The sequence below is a fragment of the Rothia terrae genome (assembly GCF_014705925.2).
GTDB lineage: Bacteria > Actinomycetota > Actinomycetes > Actinomycetales > Micrococcaceae > Rothia > Rothia terrae.
In genome coordinates, this window is the sequence record NZ_CP061539.1 from 1,813,606 (window position 1) to 1,837,472 (window position 23,867).

19 protein-coding genes are annotated in these 23,867 nt (G+C 53.9%); 3 read left to right on the plus strand and 16 right to left on the minus strand.

Annotated elements, in window-relative coordinates; genetic code table 11:
- Positions 1–20: 20 nt before the first annotated feature.
- The 8 genes from IDM49_RS08320 to IDM49_RS08355 all read right to left on the minus strand — a co-directional run bounded on the left by IDM49_RS08320 (position 21) and on the right by IDM49_RS08355 (position 7,887).
- On the minus strand, positions 21–431 hold the full coding sequence (locus tag IDM49_RS08320) for a hypothetical protein (protein ID WP_168614318.1): 411 nt from the start codon (positions 429–431) through the stop codon (positions 21–23).
- A gap of 53 nt (positions 432–484) precedes the next feature.
- Positions 485–859: a hypothetical protein gene (locus tag IDM49_RS08325; RefSeq protein WP_228008054.1), complete on the minus strand. Its 375-nt coding sequence runs from the start codon at positions 857–859 to the stop codon at positions 485–487.
- On the minus strand, positions 856–1,932 hold the full coding sequence (truB, locus tag IDM49_RS08330) for a tRNA pseudouridine(55) synthase TruB (RefSeq protein WP_190724167.1): 1,077 nt from the start codon (positions 1,930–1,932) through the stop codon (positions 856–858). Before truB ends, IDM49_RS08325 begins: the two co-directional genes overlap by 4 nt.
- Before the next feature lie 3 nt (positions 1,933–1,935).
- The gene (rbfA, locus tag IDM49_RS08335) at positions 1,936–2,379 is read right to left on the minus strand and encodes a 30S ribosome-binding factor RbfA (protein ID WP_168614316.1); all 444 of its coding nucleotides are present in this window, start codon (positions 2,377–2,379) and stop codon (positions 1,936–1,938) included.
- Positions 2,380–2,622: 243 nt separating this feature from the next.
- Positions 2,623–5,529, minus strand: a complete 2,907-nt coding sequence (gene infB, locus IDM49_RS08340) for a translation initiation factor IF-2 (RefSeq protein ID WP_190724168.1) — start codon at positions 5,527–5,529, stop codon at positions 2,623–2,625.
- A 239-nt stretch (positions 5,530–5,768) separates the two neighbouring features.
- Positions 5,769–6,008: a YlxR family protein gene (locus tag IDM49_RS08345; RefSeq protein WP_190724169.1), complete on the minus strand. Its 240-nt coding sequence runs from the start codon at positions 6,006–6,008 to the stop codon at positions 5,769–5,771.
- A 146-nt stretch (positions 6,009–6,154) separates the two neighbouring features.
- Positions 6,155–7,156: a transcription termination factor NusA gene (gene nusA / locus IDM49_RS08350; RefSeq protein WP_168614314.1), complete on the minus strand. Its 1,002-nt coding sequence runs from the start codon at positions 7,154–7,156 to the stop codon at positions 6,155–6,157.
- A gap of 140 nt (positions 7,157–7,296) precedes the next feature.
- Complete coding sequence (locus IDM49_RS08355) at positions 7,297–7,887, minus strand: ribosome maturation factor RimP (protein WP_190724170.1); 591 nt, start codon at positions 7,885–7,887, stop codon at positions 7,297–7,299.
- Positions 7,888–8,038: 151 nt separating this feature from the next.
- Between IDM49_RS08355 and IDM49_RS08360 the strand changes: the two genes are divergently transcribed.
- Positions 8,039–8,908 carry a hypothetical protein gene (locus IDM49_RS08360; RefSeq protein WP_190724171.1) on the plus strand — a complete coding sequence of 290 codons (870 nt, stop codon included), beginning with the start codon at positions 8,039–8,041 and terminating at the stop codon, positions 8,906–8,908.
- On the opposite strand, the gene IDM49_RS08365 is transcribed toward IDM49_RS08360, so the two are convergent.
- The 7 genes from IDM49_RS08365 to ispG all read right to left on the minus strand — a co-directional run bounded on the left by IDM49_RS08365 (position 8,905) and on the right by ispG (position 19,035).
- Complete coding sequence (locus tag IDM49_RS08365) at positions 8,905–9,675, minus strand: TSUP family transporter (protein WP_403214094.1); 771 nt, start codon at positions 9,673–9,675, stop codon at positions 8,905–8,907. The genes IDM49_RS08360 and IDM49_RS08365 overlap by 4 nt on opposite strands.
- A 240-nt stretch (positions 9,676–9,915) precedes the next feature.
- Positions 9,916–11,715 carry a proline--tRNA ligase gene (locus IDM49_RS08370; protein ID WP_190724172.1) on the minus strand — a complete coding sequence of 600 codons (1,800 nt, stop codon included), beginning with the start codon at positions 11,713–11,715 and terminating at the stop codon, positions 9,916–9,918.
- A 244-nt stretch (positions 11,716–11,959) separates the two neighbouring features.
- Positions 11,960–13,726 (minus strand): LGFP repeat-containing protein, encoded by a 1,767-nt coding sequence (locus tag IDM49_RS08375; protein WP_190724173.1) that lies wholly within the window; start codon positions 13,724–13,726, stop codon positions 11,960–11,962.
- Between the two features lie 228 nt (positions 13,727–13,954).
- Complete coding sequence (locus IDM49_RS08380; protein WP_190724174.1) at positions 13,955–15,961, minus strand: hypothetical protein; 2,007 nt, start codon at positions 15,959–15,961, stop codon at positions 13,955–13,957.
- Positions 15,962–16,086: 125 nt separating this feature from the next.
- The gene (locus IDM49_RS08385) at positions 16,087–16,623 is read right to left on the minus strand and encodes a hypothetical protein (protein WP_190724175.1); all 537 of its coding nucleotides are present in this window, start codon (positions 16,621–16,623) and stop codon (positions 16,087–16,089) included.
- Between the two features lie 123 nt (positions 16,624–16,746).
- Positions 16,747–17,832 (minus strand): GNAT family N-acetyltransferase, encoded by a 1,086-nt coding sequence (locus IDM49_RS08390; RefSeq protein WP_193836649.1) that lies wholly within the window; start codon positions 17,830–17,832, stop codon positions 16,747–16,749.
- Positions 17,833–17,871: 39 nt separating this feature from the next.
- Entirely contained in the window at positions 17,872–19,035 is a 1,164-nt protein-coding gene (ispG, locus tag IDM49_RS08395; RefSeq protein ID WP_190724177.1) for a flavodoxin-dependent (E)-4-hydroxy-3-methylbut-2-enyl-diphosphate synthase, read from the minus strand.
- 138 nt (positions 19,036–19,173) lie between these two features.
- Between ispG and IDM49_RS08400 the strand changes: the two genes are divergently transcribed.
- The gene (locus tag IDM49_RS08400; RefSeq protein WP_190724178.1) at positions 19,174–19,848 is read left to right on the plus strand and encodes an MOSC domain-containing protein; all 675 of its coding nucleotides are present in this window, start codon (positions 19,174–19,176) and stop codon (positions 19,846–19,848) included.
- A gap of 25 nt (positions 19,849–19,873) precedes the next feature.
- On the opposite strand, the gene IDM49_RS08405 is transcribed toward IDM49_RS08400, so the two are convergent.
- Positions 19,874–21,217, minus strand: coding sequence for a M50 family metallopeptidase (locus tag IDM49_RS08405; protein ID WP_190724179.1), 1,344 nt, complete (start codon positions 21,215–21,217; stop codon positions 19,874–19,876).
- A 498-nt stretch (positions 21,218–21,715) separates the two neighbouring features.
- Here IDM49_RS08405 and pflB point away from each other — a divergent pair, with 498 nt between their 5' ends.
- Positions 21,716–23,830, plus strand: coding sequence for a formate C-acetyltransferase (gene pflB, locus IDM49_RS08410; protein WP_190724180.1), 2,115 nt, complete (start codon positions 21,716–21,718; stop codon positions 23,828–23,830).
- Positions 23,831–23,867: the final 37 nt, after the last annotated feature.

Sequence of the window (23,867 nt, forward strand, 5' to 3'; positions counted from 1 at the left end):
GACGCGGGTTGAGCAACAAATTACGCGGTGTGGGCGGTGGCTGGTTTGGTACGGTTTAGCCACCACAGTCCGACCATCGGCAGAATCAGCGGTATGTAGCCGTAGCCTGAGCCGAAGTGTGACCAGACCGAGGCAATCTCAAAGAGGTCGGGGCGCACGAACGAGAAAATTCCGATGAGCAGGACGCCCACCATTTCGGTAGACACAGCGGCTAAAGAGAGCTTCCACGCGTTGACGCCACGTTTTGCAAGGGCCACGGTTGCCACAATGTAAATGATGGCTGAGACAGCCGAGAGGCTGATAGACAGCGGTGCCTGATCGAACTTACGGAGCACCTGGTATAGCGCGCGGGCTGTAGCAGAGAGCGAAAAGACAGCGTAGATAACAACCAGCAGGCGACCAAAGCCTCGGTTTTTGGCGTGTTCAGCCATGAAAGTACCTTTCACAAGATGATGGTGTGGTGAAGCAAAGAGGTGAGCTGTTTTTAGTAGTAGTACCACAGCTGGTTCATGCGAAGAACCATGATGATCAGAACAGGTCCGGTGACGCCCAGCACTAGTGTTGACCATTTGGTGCGTTCCGAAAGTGACCATGTGAGCGTGCCCGCTGGAATAATCATGGCGGTCAGCAGGTACCCGTAGTACTCAAGCCAGTCGCCCTTAGGACCATCGGTCACAAGTTGCATGATGATTGAACCTACAAAGTAGACCATCAAGAAACCCTGCAAGACGATAATCGAGCCCTGCGACCAATCGTCCGCTGCCACTCCGCGCAAAAATTGAATCACGCAAATAACAGTCGACACTGTTCCGAGCACTACACAAATCCAGAACCACAAATCGAGTCCTGCAATCATCATGAGTTTTCTCCAAAAGTTTTGCCAGATTCAAAAACAAGCACGGGCGCTGCCACCAGGTGTCCTCGCCACTTCTTATTTTCAATCAGCGCCACGAGGGTTCCGTCGGGAGCAAATGCCGCACTGATACCGGCGGTGCTGGCATGTTTGCTCTTAGCCGCAGGTGTCTCAGACTCCCCACCATTATCGGTGGGAGTGATGCGACGCCCGTTTGAAATATCCGTAGCTTCTGCACCGCTCAACGCGCGGCTACCAAATAACTTACGAGCTGCGTCCTCTAATGACAGCATCGGTAGCGGCTGATCAGGAGCTCGATCCTTAATAAACTGCAACTGTTCCAAGGTAGCAGCGCTCGCTACCTCAACCTCTCCAATACGAGTGCGTCGCAGTGCTATCAGGTGAGCCGAAATACCCAGCGCTGCGCCAAGATCTCGCGCCAAGGCACGAATGTACGTACCTGAGGAACACGAAACGGTAGCTTCAACGTCAATCACCGATGCCTGTGCCGGCAAGTCAGTACCTTCAACCGGTTCACCCGTCATATCGACAATATGCTCAGGCCCCTCCACTACCTTGCGCGTCACGGACTCGATAGAAAACTCATCAACCGTAATGGGACGAGCCTCAAGCTTCACTTCCTGCCCCAAACGCACGCGCGCGTACGAACGCACACCGTCAACCTTGATAGCCGATACCGACGACGGCACCTGCATAATCTCACCGGTCAGCTGGGCGCTGGCGTCCTTGATCCGCTGCTCGGTGATGCTCTCAACGCGTGCCGAATCGGCAACGCTTATTACATCGCCCTCAGCATCGTCGGTGATAGTTCCCAAGCCCAAACGGATAGTGGTGGTATAGGTTTTTGACTCCCCTACCACCCACGTCAGCAACTTAGTCGCCTTATTGACGCCAAGAATGAGGACGCCGGTAGCCATCGGATCAAGCGTGCCTGCATGCCCTACACGTCGAGTGCCAGCAAGCCGGCGCATACGCGAGACCACATCGTGGCTCGTCATACCCGCAGGCTTATCAATAACAACCAGACCGGAAGGACCCTCAGGTGTTTTCTTCGCCAAAATTTAAGCCTGTTCCTCGGCGTCTTCTTCGTCAGCCTTCTTGTAAGGATCAGCATCGCCCGCGTACTGAGCACCCTCTGACGCTGCGGCCAGCTCCGCGTCGCGTTCGCGGGTTTTGCGTAGCAAGTCCTCAAGGTGAGCGGCGTTCACAGGAACCTCGTCAGCAACAAAAGTCAGAGTCGGGGTCAAACGAGCGGTGATGTTCTTACCAACCTCTGAACGCAAAATGCCCTTAGCTGATTCCAGAGCAGCGCGAGTTGATGCCTGCTCTTCTTCGCTACCGTACACGGTGTAGTAAACCGTTGCGTGCTGCAAATCGTTCGTAACGCGCGCATCGGTCACGGTGATAAATCCCAGGCGGGGATCCTTGATACGGCGTTCCAGCGCCTGAGCGACAATTACCTTAATGCGGTCCGCAAGTCGTGCGGCACGTGCTGCATCAGCCATGATGTTCTCCTTTTGATGAAAATTAGTCTGCTCACCAGTTTACCAACTAGTAAAAATCTCACGTGGTATGAGTACACAGCGTTGGAGGGATGCCGCCTAGTCGGCTGGCATCGGGGCTGGCGTTTAAGGGAAGCCGACGTAGCGGCGTCTCTCTACAATGTGCACTCTGGATATTAATTGAAAATAGGTGTGGGCTGGCACCTGCTGTGCCAGCCCACACCCTAACGAGTCAAAGACTTAGGCTTAGACGCGAGGCTTCTCGCGCATCTCCCAAGTCTCGATGATGTCGCCTTCCTTGATGTCGTTGAAGGAGCCAAGACCGATACCACACTCGTAGCCCTCGCGGACCTCGGTTGCATCGTCCTTGAAGCGACGCAGTGATTCAATCTTGAGCTTTTCTGCAACAACGGAGCCGTCACGTACCAAGCGAGCGTTAGCGTTACGCTTGATCAGACCGTCGCGAACGATTGAACCTGCGATGTTACCCCACTTGGAGGAGCGGAATACTTCGCGTACTTCTGCTGAACCAAGTTCAACTTCTTCGTACTCAGGCTTGAGCATGCCCTTAACAGCCTGCTCAATTTCTTCAATCGCGCGGTAGATGACGGAGTAGAACTTCATCTCTACGCCTTCGCGGTCTGCAAGTTCTGCAACGCGCTCTGCGGGGCGAACGTTGAAGCCGATGATCACAGCGTTATCGACGGTTGCCAGGTTGACGTCGTTCTGAGTAATAGCACCCACACCGCGGTGGATGACGCGAAGCTGAACTTCGTCGCCACCGGCATCAATCTTCATGAGTGACTCTTCAAGTGCTTCAACAGCACCGGAGACGTCGCCCTTGATGATGAGGTTGAGGGTGTCCATCTTGCCCTCTGCAACGGCCTCGTCGAATGATTCGAGGGTAACGCGCTTGCGACGCTTAGCCAGCTGTGCGTTACGGTCCGCTGCCTCACGCTTTTCAGCGATCTGGCGTGCGGTACGCTCTTCTTCGGTTGCGAGGAAGGTGTCACCTGCGCGGGGAACGGTTGACAAACCGAGTACCTGGACAGGACGTGAGGGGCCAGCTTCTTCGACGTTGTTGCCGTTCTCATCGAACATTGCGCGAACACGACCGTGAGCTACACCTGCAACAATGGCATCGCCAACGCGCAGGGTACCTGACTGAACGAGGACGGTTGCAACGGCGCCGCGTCCCTTATCAAGGTTAGCTTCGATGGCAACGCCGCGAGCTTCCTTATTGGGGTTAGCCTTGAGTTCAAGTGCGCCGTCAGCGGTCAGTACAACAGCTTCGAGAAGTTCATCGATGTTCAAGCTCTGACGAGCTGAAACGTCAACGAACAGGGTGTCGCCACCGTATTCTTCGGGCACCAGGCCGTATTCGGTGAGCTGGCCACGAATCTTATCGGGGCTAGCGCCTTCCTTATCGATCTTGTTGACTGCAACCACGATCGGCACATCTGCTGCCTGTGCGTGGTTGAGCGCTTCAACGGTCTGAGGCATAACGCCATCGTCCGCTGCAACAACCAAGATAGCGATGTCAGTGACCTTCGCACCGCGGGCACGCATAGCGGTAAACGCCTCGTGACCGGGGGTATCGATGAAGGTCAGGTAGCGTTCTTCGCCGCCAACTTCGGTGTGAATCTGGTACGCACCAATGTGCTGGGTAATGCCGCCAGCTTCGCCTTCAATGACGTTGGTGTTACGGATAGCATCCAGCAGGCGGGTCTTACCGTGGTCAACGTGACCCATAACGGTGACAACCGGTGAGCGGAATTTGAGCTTGTCGTTTTCCTCTTCAGCGTTTGCTTCTGCCTCAAGGTCGATGTCGAAGGACTCGAGCAGTTCGCGCTCTTCGTCTTCGGGTGAGACGATCTGGACCTTGTAGCCCAGCTCAGCGCCCAACAGCTCGAAGGTCTCTTCGTCCAGTGACTGGGTCTGAGTTGCCATTTCGCCCAAGTGGAAGAGCACAGTGATCAGTGATGCGGGGTTCGCATTGATCTTCTCTGCAAAGTCCATGATGGACGCGCCACGGCGCAGGCGAACTACGGTGTCGCCGTTACCGCGAGGTACTACTACGCCGCCTACTACGGGTGCCTGAATCTGATCTTGCTCGCGACGCTTGTTCTTGCGTCCCTTGCGCTTGCCGCCACCGCGACCGAATGCGCCCTGTGCGTTACCGCGACCGCCACCGGGGCCACCGCGACCGGGGCCACGGTTGAAGCCGCCGCCGTTGCCGCCACCGGGGCCACCGCGACGAGGGCCGTTGCCGCCACCGGAATTACCGCCGCGTGCGGGTGCCGGGGTTGCAGTCATCTTGGTGGGCATCATGTTCGGTGAAGGACGGTTACCGCCACCTGCGGGACGCGGTGCGTTGTTACCGCCTGCGGGACGGGGCGCGTTGTTGCCACCGGCAGGGCGAGGTGAGTTGCCTGCAGGACGCTGGCCGTTGCGACCGCCATTAGGACGGGGACCACCGTTGCCACCGGCAGGACGGGGGCCACCACGGTTTTCGCCGCGCTGGTTGCGTCCGCCGTTGGGGCGAGGACCGCCGTTACGACCTTCGCCGCGACCGTTTTCGTTGCGCTTGCCCATTCCCTGGTTAGAGGAGAAGGGGTTGTTGCCGGGGCGAGGTGCACCGGGCTTGGGCGCAGGTTTAGGCGCTGCGGGCTTAGGCGCAGCAGGCTTGGGCGCACCGGGCTTCGGTGCCTGTCCCATTCCCTGGTTAGAGGAGAAGGGGTTGTTGCCGGGGCGAGGTGCGCCGGGCTTAGCGTTGGATGCGGGCTTTGCAGTTGAAGCTTTTGACTTCTGCTGTGCGCCAGCGTTGGGCTTTACGGCACCGGGCTTAGGTGCGTTGTTCTTAGTAGCTGCACCGGGCTTAGGCGCAGGTTTAGGTGCGCCGGGCTTGGGTGCAGATGAAGTTTCGCTCTTTGCAGCGGGCTGAGGTGCTGCCTTTGAGTCAGCTGCGGGAGCAGTTTTTTCTGATGCGCCACCAGCGTTGGGGTATGCCGCGCGGAGCTTCTTAACTACCGGCGGTTCCAAGGTTGATGATGCGCTCTTGACGAATTCGCCAAGTTCCTGAAGCTTACCGAGAGCTTCTTTAGAGGGAATTCCGAGTTCTTTTGCGATCTCGTGAACGCGGGGCTTAGCCACATTTCTCCTGTCCTGGTTCGCACCAGGACGGCGCGAACCTTCAGTTTGTTATAAGCGATTGCCCGTACTTATTGAGCACAGGGGCAGTCTTTTTGCCGTGGGCAGAGCACAGGAAAGTACTCATTGTGCGGCACTCATTGGGTTTCCATCAGTTTTCTGACTCGCTTTCATGCTTTCAAGTCGTCAAACTAGTTGACTTACAGTTCGCGCAGTATTGACTGCGTTCACCGGCGATCTCACTATGTTTTGATCACCAGCTGATCGGTGGTGACGCGGGTGCGAAAGGCCCTGTTGAATGCTCCTTTTTTCAGGGCTTTATCAAGGCAGTCCTTGCCCGGATGAATCCAGGCGCCGCGTCCTCCCAGGGTGCGTTGCTCATCAAAAACGGCGGCAGGTGTTGAGCCTTCTACCGTTTGTAGAGCGACGCGAGTGAGCACTTGAGCAGGTTCAGTTGCGCGACAACCAACACAGGTACGCATGGGCACGGCAGATACTTCTGCCGACGTTTCATGGTGTGTAGTGCTAATTGTCAGTATCCTCTAAACCTATTTCAAGCGGTCAAATAACCAGTTTAGCCCCCTTACGGGGGCTAACGGCAAATATGTAATTTAGCTCTCGCCAATCGTTACGCGTCGGCAGGCGCTCCAGCGGTAGCTTCGTTGAAGCGTGATTCAGAGATAATGTCGATGCGCCAGCCGGTCAGCTTCGCCGCCAAACGAGCGTTCTGACCTTCCTTACCGATAGCCAAAGACAGCTGATCGTCAGGAACAATCGCGCGTGCTGACTGGGTAGCGGCGTCGGTAACGTCTACTGAAATAACCTTCGAAGGTGAGAGAGCTGCACGGATAAAGACGGTGGGGTCTTCATCAAAGTCAACGATATCGATTTTCTCGTTGTTGAGTTCGCTCATAACAGCGCGCACACGTGAGCCCATTTCGCCGATGCATGAGCCCTTAGGGTTAATGCCGGGGCGGGTTGCGCGTACTGCAATCTTGGTGCGGTGACCAGCTTCGCGGGCAATAGCCATCAGCTCTACTGAACCGTCTGAAATCTCAGGTACTTCGTGTTCAAACAGGCGACGTACCAGGTTGGGGTGTGAACGCGAAAGAACGATAGAGGGCCCTTTGTGTCCGCGTCGTGCCTCAAGAATGTATGCGCGAACGCGTGAACCGTGACGGTACTTTTCGCCGGGAACCTGTTCTGAGCTGGGCAAGACAGCCTCGATAGTGCCCAAATCAACGTGGACCATGCGGGGGGTCGGCCCCTGCTGGATGACGCCAGAAACAAGCTCGCCCTCACGGTCACGGAACTCGCCCAACACGTGTGAATCCTCAGCATCGCGCAGACGCTGGGAGATGACCTGACGAGCAGTAGAAGCTGCAATACGACCAAAGTTATTGGGAGTATCATCAAACTCGCCAATCTTCTGATCATCCTCATCAAGCTCAGGAGCCCAGATGGTGATGATGCCGGTTTCACGGTGAATTTCAGCGCGTGAACCGCTGATAGCGCCGGGCTGCTTGTTGTACGCCAGCAACAGCGCATTCTCAATCATCGGAATCAGCTCGTCGATAGAAATATCGCGCTCTTTTTCCAGCAGACGAAGGTTGCTCAAATCGATATCCATTGCTGGCCTTTCGTATATAACACTGCAGGGACGCGGTTGCGTCCCTGCATCACGTGAGTATGTCCTTGAATCAGCACACGCGACGCTGTGCGTACTTACCCAAGTGTTTAACTTTCAACAGTAATTCTAGCGAACCTTTTTTAGCTGTTGAACTCAATTTCAACTTTTGCAGAAGAAATTGTGCCCCAACCAATGGTTTCTGGGTCACGGTATGAAGGCTTCTGCCCTTTTTTGGTTTCTTTTTTACGCGCCATGACAGGGCCTTCTTCGGTGACGTCGTTGAGACGAGCAAGGTATTTCTCGCCATCAACAGTGGTAATCGCGATCAAGCGTCCAATGGAGCGCTTCCAGTGTCGACGCTCGGTGAGAGAACGGGTAGCACCGGGTGAGGTGACTTCGAGCATGTAGGGCGAGTCGCCGTCTTCAATCTCGTCCAGCTTTTTGCTCAACGCCTGGGAAACTTCTGCAAGAGTATCTAAAGACACAAAATCAGTGCGATCCTCGGGCAGGTCAATCACGATCTCCAGCGTCTTATTGGCGCCTGCCCCGCGAGCGCGAAGCTCCTCAAGGTATAGATTAAATTCTTCAATCACCGGCAGCAGCTGGATGCGAATCTCATCAGTATTCACAAACGGTGTTTTAGTCTTCGGGGCGCTCACACCCTGTGCAGCACGGTTAGCGGCGCGACGTTCACGCGAATTCAAATCTTTTTTATCGGTTGATTTAGCCATTGCGGTGTTCTCCTTACGTACGCACTAGCAATCGTTGAAAGTTCTGTTGTGCCCACCAGTCTACGCAACTTTTAGAGTTGGCACAGCGGCTCTTTGCTCTCAGCGTGTATGGTGAATACTGGTTCACAGGTTGATGAAGGTGAGGGACGCGGTGCGAAATCGTTGGAGTCTAGTAGCAGCAGTTTTGGCTGTGTTGACGGTAATTTTGCTGGCCACTGGTATTTTTTCAACGCAGAAAAAACAGTCGCTTCAGGATCAGCTTGCCGATGAGCGTCAGCTTGCTCAGCAGATTGAGAACCTTTCATCTGTTGCTATCAGCGATACACAGGCGAAAAAAAGTCTCGATGAAATGCTCAACCAACAAAAATCTCAGCTTCCCGACGCCGCATTTACCGATGTGGAGGCTCACGCATCCGACGGTTTAAGCTCCGGCATCACTGACGCCATCTCGTCAGCAACCGATATTTCTGTGAATTCCTCTGACGCATCTGCACGCGCCCTAGCGACAGATTTCACGGCGCAGTGGCTCGATTTCGCCGATACCCAGAAGCTCAACGGCTTCAGCGCTTCTCAAGCACTCGTATCCGTTAAGGATGCCGCTTCGAACGCTACCTGCCCGGCAGAAGAGAAAAACGCTGAGGACCAGCAGACCGCTGAAGGCACAGACTCCCTCACCGCCCTCGTGCAGTCTTTGGACGCCGCGGGCTACCTAGCTTCCGTAACAAATGCTCGCGCCGATGTAGAGAACACCGATAGCGCGCTCGCGCAGCGCATCGAATCGCAGGGCCAAGAAGCACAAAATATCAGCGAAAACCTGCGAACCAGCACCGAATGTGCAGTAGCGCCTATCGCACAACTCCCCGGCTATGACTTGTCGAACGACTCCCCCAGCGCTTCCTTCGACTCTCTAGAAACTCGTATTCACGACAATGCTCTAGCATTCCTGGGCGATGAGAAATTCAGCGGAGAAAACTTCCGCAGTGCCCGTGCCAACGCCGTACTCGCCGCCACCGAATTCTAAAAAACTAAATCGTAGCCAAGCTTGAGAATCAGTGCGCTCACCACGCACATCATAAGCACCCTAATAAAACCGGTGCCGCGAGAAATCGCGGTGCGGGCACCCAGATAACCGCCCAGCATATTCGCAATCCCCATCGCAAAGCCCAGCATCCACACCTGATGCCCGCCTAACGCAAAGAGAATCAGCGCACCCAAGTTGGTTGCAGTATTAACAATCTTTGTCTGAGCCGCCGACTGCAACATGGAATAGCCCAGCACAGTCATCATGGCAATCATCAAAAACGAGCCGGTGCCCGGTCCCAAAATGCCGTCGTAAAAGCCAATACCCGCACCAATCATCAACGCAAAAATGATGTGCTTTTTACCTAAGAATTTCAAAGCCGTCAGCTCACCGGCGTTCGGTTTAAAAATAGTGAAAAGCAACACCGCAAAGAGCGCCACCATGATGATGGGGGTAAAGACTTCGGCAGGAATCACAGCGGCAACAACTGCGCCACAAAAACTCGCTACCAGCGCTACCGCTGCCATTGGCAAGGCAGTTCTAATATCGCTAGTGGTTCTGCGATAGTACGTAATTGCGCTAGTCAGAGTTCCCATGAAAGAACTCAGCTTATTGACAGCCAACGCCTGGACCGGAGAAAGACCCGGCACCAGCAGTACTGCGGGAAGCTGAATTAGCCCTCCGCCACCTACTACTGCGTCTACCCAGCCTGCAAAGAGAGCGGCGATAACGAGTAAAACGATGGTAGTGGGGTCAAGAGCTTCCATGCACCCCAAAATACCGGATGCTCGCGCCGGCCAAGAATTTGTGGCGGAGTATGACGGAAAGCAAATATGGGCGCTGGTAGAGGGGACTCGCCAAACAACTGGCTCATGGCTTGCGTTCAAGGGAAGTCGGCTGGCGTGCCTCTTTCAGTAGGTCGCTAACGTTACACTTGTTTTGCCTTGTCAAAAGACCCCGGGTTCCTTCGAACCCGGGGTCTTGCCTATGAATCTATACGGGAAGGTTTAGCCGCGTACCTCAGCCACGATTTCTGCGGCAGCATGAGCTACCTCAATATCGCGAGCTTCACCGCTGCGACGGTCCTTGAGTTCCAGCTTGCCGTCCTTGTAACCGCGTCCAATGACAACGATGGTGGGCACGCCCAGCAACTCAGCGTCGCCGAACTTTACACCGGGCGAGGTCTTGGGACGATCGTCCACCATGACTTCAAGGCCCTGTGCTTCGAGTTCAGCCACCAGCTCATCACCGTACGAGAAGATTTCTTCACCCTTGCCGGTAATAACAACGTGAACGTCTGCAGGAGCAAGGTTGCGGGGCCAAATCAGGCCCTTGTCATCGTGGTTGCCCTCAGCAATTGCTGCCAGCGCACGGGTCACACCTACACCGTAGGAGCCCATAGTCACGGTCTGTAGCTTGCCGTTCTGGTCAAGAACCTTAAGTCCCAGTGCCTCAGCGTACTTGCGTCCCAGCTGGAAGATGTGGCCCATCTCGATGCCGCGTGCCGCCTGAAGAGGGCCGGATCCATCGGGTGCAGGATCGCCTTCGCGCACCTCGGATGCTTCGATCACGCCGTCAGCGGTGAAGTCACGTCCTGCCACCAGGTAGTAGACGTGCTTACCGTACTCGTTTGCGCCGGTAATCCAGTCGGTGCCGTCAACGACGCGGGGGTCGAGGAAGTAAGGAATCTCAGTTGCAGATTCTGCGCCCAGCAACTTCTCATCCGGGGTGAGGCCGGGGCCAATGTAGCCCTTGACCAGCTGTGGGAACTTCTTCAGGTCATCGTCGGTTGCAGCTTCAACCTCAACTTCGCCGCCGATACCCAGCAGTGAACCGATGTTAACCTCAACGCGTCCCATATCAACTGCGCGGTCACCGGGCAGACCAATAGCCACCAGGCGACGCTCGCCCTGCGGGTCGATGACAGCAACGATAACGTTCTTGAGGGTATCTGCAGCGGTCCACGCACGGTCATCGCGCGGGTGCAGTGCATTGGACTGATCAACCAAGGTTTCGATGGTCGGTGAATCCGGGGTGTCGTGCACCTGTGCCGCGGGAGTGTTGGACGCATCCTTGGGCTCAGGAACAACGGTGGTCACAGCCTCAACGTTAGCTGCATAACCGCCCTCGCTACGCACGAAGGTATCTTCACCGACGGGAGTGGGGTGCAAGAACTCTTCTGAACGGGAGCCGCCCATAGCGCCTGACTGTGCCTTGACGATAGCAATTTCAAGACCGAGACGCTCGAAGATGCGCTGGTAAGCGGCACGGTGAGCCAGGTATGCCTCGTCCAAACCTTCGTCGTCAATGTTGAAGGAGTAGGAGTCCTTCATGATGAATTCACGGCCGCGCAACAGACCAGCACGGGGACGTGCCTCATCACGGTACTTGGTCTGAATCTGGTAGAGGTACACCGGCAAGTCTTTGTAAGACGAGTACAGGTCCTTCACCAAAAGAGTGAACATCTCTTCATGAGTGGGAGCCAGCAGCATGTCCGCTCCCTTACGGTCCTTCAAACGGAAGAGGTTATCGCCGTACTCGTCCCAACGGTTGGTTGCCTCGTACGGTTCACGCGGAAGAAGAGCTGGGAAATGAACTTCCTGAGCGCCAATAGCGTTCATTTCTTCGCGGACGATGTTCTCGACCTTGCTCAGAACCTTCAGGCCCAAGGGCAACCAAGAATACACACCGGGTGCGGCACGACGAATGTAGCCTGCTCGAACGAGCAGCTTATGGCTTGCAACCTCGGCGTCAACCGGGTCTTCACGCAAAGTGCGCAGGAAAAGGTTTGAAAGGCGAAGAGCCACCGTAGATCTTTCCGTTCTGTCTCGGGTACTCCCCCGCGTCCTAACGCTGACTCAGCGCCGCGAGGGCATAATCTCTAGTATTCTACCGCGCTCAAGAACTAGCTGAGAACCCGAACGTCCTAAAACCGTATCGTCGGTTCAATCAATATTGCTGTTGTTACAAGAGCAGAAGATACAAAGACGCGGCGCCTTTCCTCAAAGGCAGAGAAAAGGTGCCGCGTCTTTAGACATTGTGAACGCACCGCTACTGACCGAGTCGGGCCTGCCCAATCTCGTTCAAAGTAATTGTTGCCTGATCCACGTTCGCGTAATCTTCAGAGAGCATTCGCCACGTAATGGTTCCACCCTCAAACTGTTGAGTTTCGTAGGAAACTCCATCTTTACTGGTGAGAACCGGGTCAGCAATCGGAAGACCTAAAGCGGTTGCATCTGTAGCTTCACCGCCCCAGTATCCATTAGCCCACTCAGCGTACTGAGTCCATGTACCGATTGTCTGCAAACTCTTCTGCGCACCTAGTAAGTGCGAACGATAGACAGGTGCACCCTCAGCAGGAGCAGTGCCATCCGCATTAGCCTTCACAATGAGAACACTCAGTTCATCGGTGTAAACCAACGCTCCCTGTCGTGGTTCATAGTAAGCCTGGCTCCAATCCACAGTTGCAGGGTCTTGAGGAACCCAGGTACTTGCCATATGCTTACCGCTGGTTTCAGTGTGCTGAGTACCGTCTGCTGCTGTAGTCGTAGTTTCAACGGTGTAGAAAACTGTATAGAACGCAGATGTGCCCGCGTCTACCATTGAAATGCTTTGTGAATCATTCAGTTTGAAGCTAGCTGAATGATAGGAGTTATTTGGATTAGTAAAAGAAGAATCGATTGCCCCAAATTTCTCGGGGCTAGCCATGTAGTTTTCGTAGATCGCGTGGGAAAGATGCGCCATATTTCCCGACTGGGTATCGAACACATAATATTCAGAGAACCCCTTGTTTTCATATCCGTATTGTCTCTCCGCTACATAAAATCGATCATCCTTTTTCTCTAATTTGATATCGGGAAAATAAGTTTCAAGATCGATCAGACGCTGTGCGCCCTCCACATTGAGTCTGACAGTAGGTTCTTTGCCCTGAGTCCAAGAGACTGTGCCGTACTTGAATTCTTGGACCGCGGTATCTCCATCCCACACCGCGTCGGCAACGGGGTAACCGATGATAGCAAATTGATTATTGCTACCTGCTGTAAATTCAACGGACGGGGATGGGTTCTGCCAAAGATTCGTAGCGTTTGATGCAACGCCCATCCAAGGAACTTCGTAGGCGGTCGCGCTAGGAAGAATATTAGTTTCATCGTCAGTAGCAATCACATATGTTTTGCCCTCGCGGACGAGCCAGCGACTTTGTTGACCTCGGTTTGTCATGGAGTGAGTCCAGTCAACGCCATCAATAATCATCTCTGGGGCGGGAGTAACTACTGAATCAGTCTGAGTCGGTGTAGGGGTCTCTGCCACGGCGTCAAAACACTGCTTGGTCTGGGCACGCTCAGCCAACCACTTCTTACCAGCATCAGAATTCAAATCAATCTTCGAACCAACCGAAGCCTTACCCTCATCAACGACCAACAACCAACGGCTAGAATTCGAACCATTAAATGTAGTCACTGACGGGCCGCAGAAGCTATTGTTCCAGGCATCAGACTCCAGCGCGCCCAAAGTCTTCACACCGCCAACGTCCACATAAGCCTGAGCACGCTCAGCCCCGCTGAGAACCTTCACACCGGTGTTACGGCTCCACGTGATCACAGCGTTTTCAAACTGCTGCGCACAACCAGCGCCGGTAACACAAACCTCTTTAGCAAGCGGCTTACCATAAGTTGCAGAATTCTTCTGCCACTGCTTAGTAATAGCAGCATTCGGATTCATGTAGATATCAGCCGCCGATGCTGCGGGCATCAAACCCAAGCTGGATGCTGCGGCAAGCGCGGCGGTTGCAGACGCAAAAAATGTATTTTTATTTCTCATGGTTTCCCCTAGAAACAAGAAGAGAAGTCTTACCCCGACCACTCATTCGTCGAGGACGCGAGCGCCTTCGTCTCGCGTCCTCGATGTGTGTGAAGAGCCAACCAGCGAGGCGGCTAACCCCGTCAGAGCTTGCCAAGAACAAGCTCAGTGAAAAGTAGCTAAGACAACCTATTTTTCACAGCAACAAAGGTTCTATAAAAAACAGGTTCTTAGCATCCGCTCAATCGGTTACAGGTTGAGTGAGTCGTACCAAGCCTTTTTAGCTTCGCCACGCTCATTCAAGCTGGCATTCACGAACTCAGTGCCCTTGTACCAAGTAGCGGTACCGCCTTCGAACTCCTGCTGTAAGTAAGCATCGCCGTTAGCGTCCACGCCCTCCACTGCTTCGCTGACGGGAGCACCCAGCATAGACATGTTGTTGTACATCTTGTACTCATCGCCGAATGCCCAGTCGCCATACGCTGAGAAACGAGGACGGTCTGAGAGCGCTTCGCTTTCAAGCAGCATGTTTGCTTGCACGGGCTTAGCACCGGGTAGCGGCTTACCATCAGCGGTTGCCTGAATGTACCAGTGGTTACCTTCCGCATCATCAGCCCACAGAACTCCCGGAAGCTTCAAGAAGACAGCCTGCGACCAGTCGAAAGTCGTGTCAACAGGAAGGTTAGCGTCGTACACACGACCTGTTACTTCATCGGGGAAGCCGCTAAGAAGCTCGGGGTTCTGACCGTGGTACATCATGTACGCACCGTTGTTCCAATCCAGCGACAACGGCAAGTAGAACATTGCATGAGAGGTGGGATCAGTCCACAAAATCGAACCGTCATCCTCGTAATTCTGCTTAAGTTCTGAGACTCTCATGACTACCGCCTGGATGGTGGTAGCACCGTTTTCAGTGGTGATGTCGTTGTACCACAGGTATGAACCGTAGCTCTTAGCGTCGCTGAGGTACTCAGTCACAGCATCGGTGTTCATCCAGATGGCCTTATTTTGCTCAGCGTTGTAAATTGCTGAGATGTTATTACCGAAATCCTGGGTGTAGTAAACACCGCTACGGTGGGTTACTTCGCCAGCAGGCTGTGAAGGGGTGAATTCGGTGGTTGAGGATACCAACTTGTCGATGGTAAGAGCCGCGTTCTCAATATCGCTCTTCGTCGCGTCCTTGGGGTTATTCGGAGTAACTGGAACAGTCGGCTTTACGTAGCCCTCCGGAGTAGTCGGTTGCGGCGTAGGTTGAGGAGCAGGCGCAGGACGCGGGTTAGTGAAGTCACCAATCACCACAGGTGAAGACCATTTAAAGTTGTTCGGCTCTGCTGCTGTTGCAGTATAGGGCGCATAAACTAGTCGCTTATAGTTCTGCACACGGAACTGGTACTGATGCAAATTATCTTTGGTGAAAGTGGTCAGAATATACGTGTATTCACCAGTTCCGTCCATAAAGCTGTGGGTGGGTAGACCGAATTGGTCAAGGTGTTGCAGCGCGTAATCCAGAGCTGCTGTTTCGATGAGTTCGACCTTGCCATCGCGTGCGTTGTAGACGATGGATGCGTGCTCGTGACGCTGTACCCAAAGCTGGTCAGCTTCTTTTTTCAAGGGCGATGTAACTTCCCCAAGTAGCTCGTTTTTATAGCCCTCTGCCAATGAGTTAACCTCGTCCACGTATTTCTGAGGTACTTCTTCAGCTACCGGAGTGGGCTTAGGGTCTTCGACCGGAGCGGGGTTATCGCCCGTTGTATCAAAGCATTCACGTGTCTGGTCACGTTCTGCTTTCCACTTTTTGCCCGCTTCAGAGTTCAAATCGAGGGCTTTACCTGCGGTGGATTTACCGTCTTCTAGAACTACCAGCCAACGGCTCTGGTTCTTGCCGTTGTAGGTGGTGACAGAGGTACCGCAAAAGCTGTGGTTCCACGCATCAGATTCAAGAGCACCCAGAACGGCAATGCCGCCTGCTTCTTTATAAGCGGCTGCTCGTTCAGCACCGTTGAGAACCTTCACACCGGTGGTACGACTCCACGTGATTACTGCGTTTTCAAAGGTCTGCGCGCAGCCAGCGCCGGTCACGCATTCCTCGTTGGAGGTCGGCTGCCCGTACTTGCCAGGGTTCTGCTGCCAGACTTTCGTGATGCCTGCATCTGGATTCTGACGGAAGGTAGCAGCCTGAGCTGTACCCGGTGTAATTGTCATCGCCAACGTTGCAAGTGCTAGCGCAGACGTTGTGATTGTGTATGTGTTTTTCATTTTTCCCCTATTTTGCGTAAGAGCCCATCGTGTGATGCACTCTTTACCCCGTTACCGGCAGGTGGTGAGCCGTGAGGTAACGGGAAAACTACGAGACCCCAATTCTCGTGTCAGTCTATAAAGCGCTAGATTCCCAGTGAAGGATCGTGCACTGCAGCATTATCAGCAAAACATGCTTTAGTTTCGGCGCGGGTGGCGTGCCATTTTTCAGCGTCCACCCCATCGAGGGATAGGTATGAGCCAGCCTGCGTGCCTGAATCCACCACAATCATGAAACGGTGAGTGCCGTCGAGTGTGGTGACCGATTCACCGCAGTATGCGCTTTGCCAAAATTCGGATTCAAGAGCACCGAGCTTTTCTGTACCGCCTGCGAGTTTGAAAGCGTCAACACGGTGAGGGCTGAGAATGGCGTGAGCGCCGGTGCGAGCGCTCCATGTGACCAGGGCTTTTTCATAGTTTTGTTCGCATGCTCCGTTGTTGTAGCAGTGAACGTCGTCTGTGGCTGCTCCGTAGTCAGCGCCAAGAACTTGAACGTGTGCTGAGATATCTTGAATGGCAGTTTCGCTTGAGTTTTCAGCGTGTGCTGCTCCGGTTGAGAGGGCTGAGATAAGCAAGGCCGCGCCGAAAGTTACGGATGCGGCACGGTGCATCAATGTGGGCATAATGATTGGCCTTTTGTGCGTGGTTGAACGTGGTTCTAGACCTTACTTTAGATTTATTCACGGGGTAATTAGACCAAAAGCATGTAGCCACTTATGTAGCACGCACCACACAATCGCCCACAATTAAAAGAGGACGGTGGCGAAAGTATCTGCTTGCTCAAAACCTACGCGGGCATAGAGCGCGCGGGCTCGCACATTGTAGTCATTCACGTACAAGCTGATGTGGGGATACCGAGGCCGTAACAGCTCACAGGCCTGAACAAGCAATGGGGCGGAAAGCCCGAAGCCACGATAAGCAGGGTGCAACCAGACTCCCTGAAGCTGACAGACGTCACCAGCTGCGATGCCCACATCGGTTTTGAAGACGACAACGTCTTCGGCGTTGACTGCCACTACGGTTCTGCGCTCGGCAATAAAATCGTGGACGCGTCGCTTATAGCCGATAGAATCGCGAGTCATCGGGTCGTAGCCCACTTCTTCGGTGAACATTGCTACGGATGCTTGCAGCAAGGTCTTGTTGTCAGACTCTCGGGCAAAGCGCACGCCCTTAGAGATCTGAGGTGCGGGCAAGCCCGGGCGGTAAAGGTCGCGTGAGTGGCTGATGGTTCGTTGCGGCGGAAGGTATAAGAGTGGTTGTTGTGCCCTAATATCGAGCACATTTTTGAAGGCGGGTTCTGCTTTTTCCCACAGCGGCAGTACGGTATCTGCCGCACCAAAGATAGATGCGATCTGACGATGATGCTGAGAAATAAAGGCCGCTACATCGGGAATATACTGCTCAGGAATATCCACCGGGACGCAGTTTCCGCCCAGCCAGAAAGCACCCACCAGCTTTTCTTCAACTGGCGCGATGGAATCGGCAGGGGCGTCCTGAGTATTCACCACAGATTCGGGCGAGAAAGGGAGAGGACGCGCGAATACCTGCGCCATCTGACGCAAAGCACGAGGAATAGCTGCCCCCAAAGCCAGTGCGCTGTTTTCTGCCGGAGCCGCAGCATCGTTCGGTGCTTCAAAAATCCCCATAAAACCAAAGGGCGAGCGCATGCGTGTAGCCCGTTGAGCATCGGGTAAACCGAACTTCGCTAAGTGTTCGGCGTTAAAAACAGAGACCACCGGGTCACGATCTATCAATCTACACAGCTGTTGCCGGTGCTCATGAGTGAGCGGACGAATGCTGACGGTCTGCGACCGCGTAGGTGTAGATTTCATAGATGTGCCGGTGGCCTCTGCGATGAATGAAAATGCGTATTAGCTGATGTTAACTGACGGAGAGCCTTCGGGAACGTATTCGCCGCTTGCTTCCATCTCGCCAGCAATACGGTTAGCTTCTTCAATCAGGGTCTCGACGATCTGATCTTCGGGAACGGTTTTGATAACTTCACCCTTGACGAAGATCTGTCCCTTACCGTTGCCGGATGCGACGCCGAGGTCTGCTTCGCGTGCTTCGCCGGGACCGTTTACAACGCAACCCATAACGGCTACGCGCAACGGAACCTTCATGCCTTCAAGACCTTCGGTGACCTTTTCTGCCAGCTCCCAAACGTTCACCTGAGCGCGACCGCATGAGGGGCAAGAAACGATATCGAGCTTGCGCGGGCGCAGGTTCAAAGATTCGAGAATCTGCGAACCAACCTTGACCTCTTCAACGGGAGGTGCAGACAGCGAGACGCGGATGGTGTCGCCGATGCCCTGAGAGAGTAGAGCACCAAATGCGGTGGAGCTCTTGATGGTGCCCTGGAAGGCGGGGCCAGCCTCAGTCACGCCCAGGTGCAGGGGCCAGTCGCCGGCTGCTGCCAGCTGACGGTATGCCTCAACCATGACGACGGGGTCATTGTGCTTGACTGAAATCTTGAAATCGTGGAAGCCGTGTTCTTCGAACAAGGATGCCTCCCACACAGCAGACTCAACGAGAGCCTCGGGAGTAGCGCGTCCGTACTTTTCCAGCAAACGCTTGTCCAAAGAACCACCATTCACACCAATGCGGATTGAGGTGCCGTGGTCTTTAGCCATCTGTGCGATTTCTTTAATCTGGTCATCAAACTTACGAATGTTACCGGGGTTAACGCGCACAGCGCCGCATCCAGCTTCAATAGCAGCATAAACGTACTTGGGCTGGAAGTGGATATCAGCAATGACAGGAATCTGTGACTGCTGAGCGATAATAGGCAGAGCCTCTGCGTCCTTATCGGTGGGGCATGCCACGCGAACAATGTCGCAACCGGCTGCGGTGAGCTCAGCGATCTGCTGCAAAGTAGCACCAATATCGTGAGTTTTGGTGGTAGTCATTGACTGCACTGAAATGGGCGATTCTGAGCCAACGCCAACTGAACCAACGTTGAACTGGCGGGTCTTACGACGCGGTGCCAGAACGGGCGGCGGGGGTGCAGGCATTCCTAGATTGACCGAGGTCAAAGCGTTCCTCCAAAAGTATTTTTATACGTAGCCACAAAGCATACGTATTGAGTCAACTTCTATTGTGCACCAGTTGGCTCGATTTTAAGAAGACGAAGCTACGACTCTTTCACCACAGGCACATTTACAATGCCGTATATGAGCCTTGAGACCCCCGTAAGAACAACCACCCCTCATATTGTGTCGACTAATATCGCGCGTCCTTTTCCCGCACCTGATCAGCCGCATCGCCCCACCGGAATTCACAAGGTAGCGGTCGACTCCATTAGCGTTTTTGCGCCAGGCCCGCGTTACGGTGACGGGTCAGGAGTAGAAGGCGACTTGGTGGGCAACGCAAAGCATCATGGTGGCGCCGACAAAGCGGTCTATATCTTTGCGCGCGAAGAACTAGATTTCTGGTCTGAGCAAGGGGGCGTGAATTACGCCAACGGAATGTTTGGTGAGAACCTTACAACTGTTGGAGTGAACTGGTCGGAGGTTTTAATCAATCAGCGATTTTCAGTAGGCACAGCCGTTCTCGAAGTGAGCGTGCCACGACAGCCATGCAGAACCTTTGCAATGTGGCTTGAGCGCCAGGGCTGGGTGAAAACTTTCGCTGCTCACGGTGACTGCGGGGCATATGCCAGGGTTATCGCACCTGGAATTATCAAACCCAAGCACGACATTGTTTTTCACGATAGACCTGAGCACGGGATTACCATGGGTATGGTATTCGCGGCAAAAATGGGCAACAAGAACATCGCACAAGATGTCGTTGCTGCCCATTGTCTGCCTGAGCATCATCACCAGCAATTGGTGAAGCTCATTTCTTAGTTTTTAGAGTTCGCGGCTTAGCTTTCTACAGCAAAGTAATGGGCTTGAAGATATCTGCGGTAATGAGAATCAGCGACATCAGCCCGAACGCACCTGCAACCACAAATGTCAGTGGCAGGAGCTTAGCGGCATCAAACGGTCCCGGATTCTGTCGCCCAAACAAGCGCGCAAACAACTTACGAACACCTTCCCACAGCGCGCCGAGTACATGACCACCGTCAAGAGGTAGCAACGGCACAAGGTTGAGAGCAAAAAGAAAAAGATTGAGCGTGCCAATCATCGACACCAGCGTGGCTGCTTTTTCTTTGAGATTAATCTGGTCGGTGGATGCAATCTCTCCGGCGATGCGCCCAACACCCACAACTGACATGGGGCCATTAACGCCTCGCTCACCGTTCGTCACCAGCACCCTGGCGGTTTCAAAAACACGCGCGGGCAGGCGGAGGACGCTGGAGTAGATGCTCTTCATCTGCTCCCCAACGGTCGGCAGAATATCTCCGGCAGTGCCGGGCACCAGCTCGGTTGACGGGGAGACACCAATAAAGCCAACATCGGTGGTCTTGTAGCTACCGTCCTCATTTTTCTCATAGGTTCCGGTCGTCTCATTCATCACAGGACGCGCAGTGAGCATCGGTTCGATGGTGAGGTTCTCAGTTTTACCGTCACGAAGCACGGTCACCTCAACGCTCTGGTTGGCGTGAGTTTTAATTTCATCGGTCAGCTGGTTCCAGCTTGAAATATCTTGCCCCGCAAAACGGGTGATTACATCTCCAGCTTTTAGACCGGCTGCAGCGGCTGGGGCTTTCGGGTCGCTCTCAGCGCACGCTGCGGTAGCATTATTCTCCTGCTCCGATGAAACAGTTTTAACGCACTGACTCACCGATGACACCGTGGTGGTGGGCTGTGCACTACCAAAACCAAGAATCAAAATCGCTACACACACTACGCCGATGAGTAGGTTCATCACCGGTCCGCCCAGCATAATAATGATGCGCTTATAAATGGGTAGCTTATAAAAAACCCTGTTCTCATCGGTTTCGCTGATGCGTTCGTGGTCAACCGCACGGGCGTCCTCGATGAGCTGACTAAAGGGGCCGGTGGTACTGGTGCGCAGTCCCTCACCGGTTTTTGCAGGCGGATACATTCCAATCATTGAAATATAGCCGCCCAGCGGAATCAGCTTGAACCCGTATTCGGTTTCTCCCCTGCGAACAGAAAACAGGGTTTTACCAAAGCCAATCATGTACTGAGGCACGCGAACGCCAAACTTTTTGGCGGGCACAAGATGCCCAATCTCATGCAAACCGATCGATGCACCAATCGCCACTGCCATGATGATGACACCAATAATAAATAGCAAGATGCCCATTGCGCCCCTACGGTCTCAGTTTTCACGCTTCTAACTAGCCATACTCTAGTACATAGCGTCTGTGGAACTAGAGTCAGAGCTTTCATCCTAAGATGAGCAGCTGAAAACTAGCTTTATAGCATCGGGGCGAAAGCTTGATATACGCGAATGTTATGAGCCGGGTTACAGACTGCTGTGACCTATATTCCACAGGTACTTTAGGTCATGTTCACCTCAAAGTTTAGGTCAGTTTCACCCAATTTTTTGTGTAGAAATAACCTTTACTTCATATTTGATATTTTTTCCGTACGCACCCTCAACGTTCCACCGCAACCTTTCTCAAAAAATTACAAAACAACTAGTCAGAGCCATATTTTTAAAAATCAAGCAACAAAACAACAGGCTGTCAAGATTTCTTTCCGCCTTTATTTTTACCTTCAGAACTCCTAGTGTTTTAAGCAAGATATTCCTCTATACATGCCCGCACAACGGACAGAAGAAAAAGGAGCAATCAGCACAATGACTGCACAAGCTCACATCGACGAAGACCTGTTGATTCGTCCCGAGTTTGCTGACGCGTGGCGTAACTTCGCAGACGGCGAATGGAAGCGCGGCGTTGAGGTACGCGACTTCATTCTCAAGAACTACACCCCCTTCGAAGGCGACGCTTCCTTCCTCGCAGGTCCTACCGAAAAGACCCTGCGTGTGTGGGACACTCTCGAGAAGAAGTTCCTCTCCGTAGAACGCAAGCAGCGTGTTTACGATGTAGATACCGAAACCCCCGCAGAGATTGATGCTTTCGGTGCTGGCTACATTTCAGAGGACGACGACGTTATCGTTGGTCTGCAGACCGATGTTCCCCTCAAGCGCGCTATGATGCCCTACGGTGGCTGGCGCATGGTCGAAACCGCAATCCGCGAGGCCGGCAAAGAACCTAACGAAGACGTTAAGAAAATCTTCACCGAGTACCGCAAGACTCACAACGAGGCAGTCTTCGATATCTACACTCCCCGCATCCGCGCGGCACGTTCTTCACACATCATCACCGGTCTGCCCGATGCTTACGGTCGCGGTCGCATCATCGGTGACTACCGTCGTGTAGCTCTCTACGGTGTAGATGCCCTCATCGCCGACAAGGAACGCGCTAAGGATTCAGTGGCCGACAAGGGCTTCTCAGAACACTGGGCACGCTACCGCGAAGAACACTCAGAGCAAATCAAGGCCCTCAAGCGCCTGAAGAACATGGCATCAAAGTACGGCTTTGATATCTCAGGCCCCGCTAAGAATGCACAAGAAGCTGTTCAGTGGACCTACTTCGGTTACCTGGCATCAGTTAAGTCTCAGGACGGCGCTGCAATGTCCATTGGTCGCCTCTCAGGTTTCTTGGATGCCTACTTTGAGCGTGACCTTGCAGAAGGCACCATCACCGAGTCCGACGCACAGGAAATGATCGACGCACTCGTCATCAAGTTGCGTATCACCCGCTTCCTGCGCACCATCGATTACGATCAAATCTTCTCAGGTGACCCCTACTGGGCAACCTGGTCAGACGGTGGCTTCTCAGACGACGGTCGCACCCTAGTCACCAAGACTTCATTCCGTCTACTGCAGACTCTTCGCAACCTCGGCCCCGCGCCTGAGCCCAACATCACCATCTTCTGGGACGAGAACCTGCCCGATGGCTACAAGGAATTCTGCTCGGCAATTTCTATCGAAACCTCGTCGATTCAGTACGAGTCAGACCCGCAGATTCGCCAACACTGGGGCGACGACGCCGCAATCGCCTGCTGCGTATCGCCCATGAAGGTCGGCAAGCAGATGCAGTTCTTCGGCGCTCGCGTCAACGCTGCTAAGGCTTTGCTGTACGCCATGAACGGTGGACGCGATGAGATGAGCGGCAAGCAGGTTGTTGAGGGTTACGAGCCCATCACGGGCGACGGTCCCCTTGACTTCGATGAAGTCTGGAACAAGTATGAGCACATGCTTGACTGGGTTATCGGCACCTACGTTGAGGCTTTGAATATCATTCACTACAGCCACGACAAGTATGCCTACGAATCCATCGAGATGGCTCTGCACGACTCAGACATCATCCGTGCAATGGGTTGTGGCATCGCTGGTCTGTCAATCGTCGCTGACTCACTATCAGCTATCAAGTACGCGAAGGTAACCCCCATTCGCGACGAGACCGGTCTGATTGTTGACTACAAGACCGAAGGCGACTTCCCCGCCTACGGCAACGACGACGACCGCGCAGACGATATCGCTGCAACCATCGTCCACACCGTCATGAGCAAGATCAAGGCAATCCCGCTCTACCGCGACGCAATCCCCACCCAGTCGGTTCTGACCATTACCTCAAACGTTGTCTACGGTAAGGCAACCGGTAACTTCCCATCAGGTCACCGCGCAGGCACCCCGTTCTCCCCCGGTGCAAACCCCGAGAACGGCAAAGACACCCACGGCATGGTGGCGTCAATGCTCTCCGTTGGCAAGCTCGACTACGACGACGCTCTCGACGGTATCTCGCTGACCAACACGATCACCCCGACCGCGTTGGGCCGCACCAAGGACGAACAGGTCAAGAACCTCGTTGGCATCTTGGACGCCGGATTCGTTCCGGAAGAAGACTAGTTTCTAGTAGTTCTTACACAAAATATTCATTTAGAAA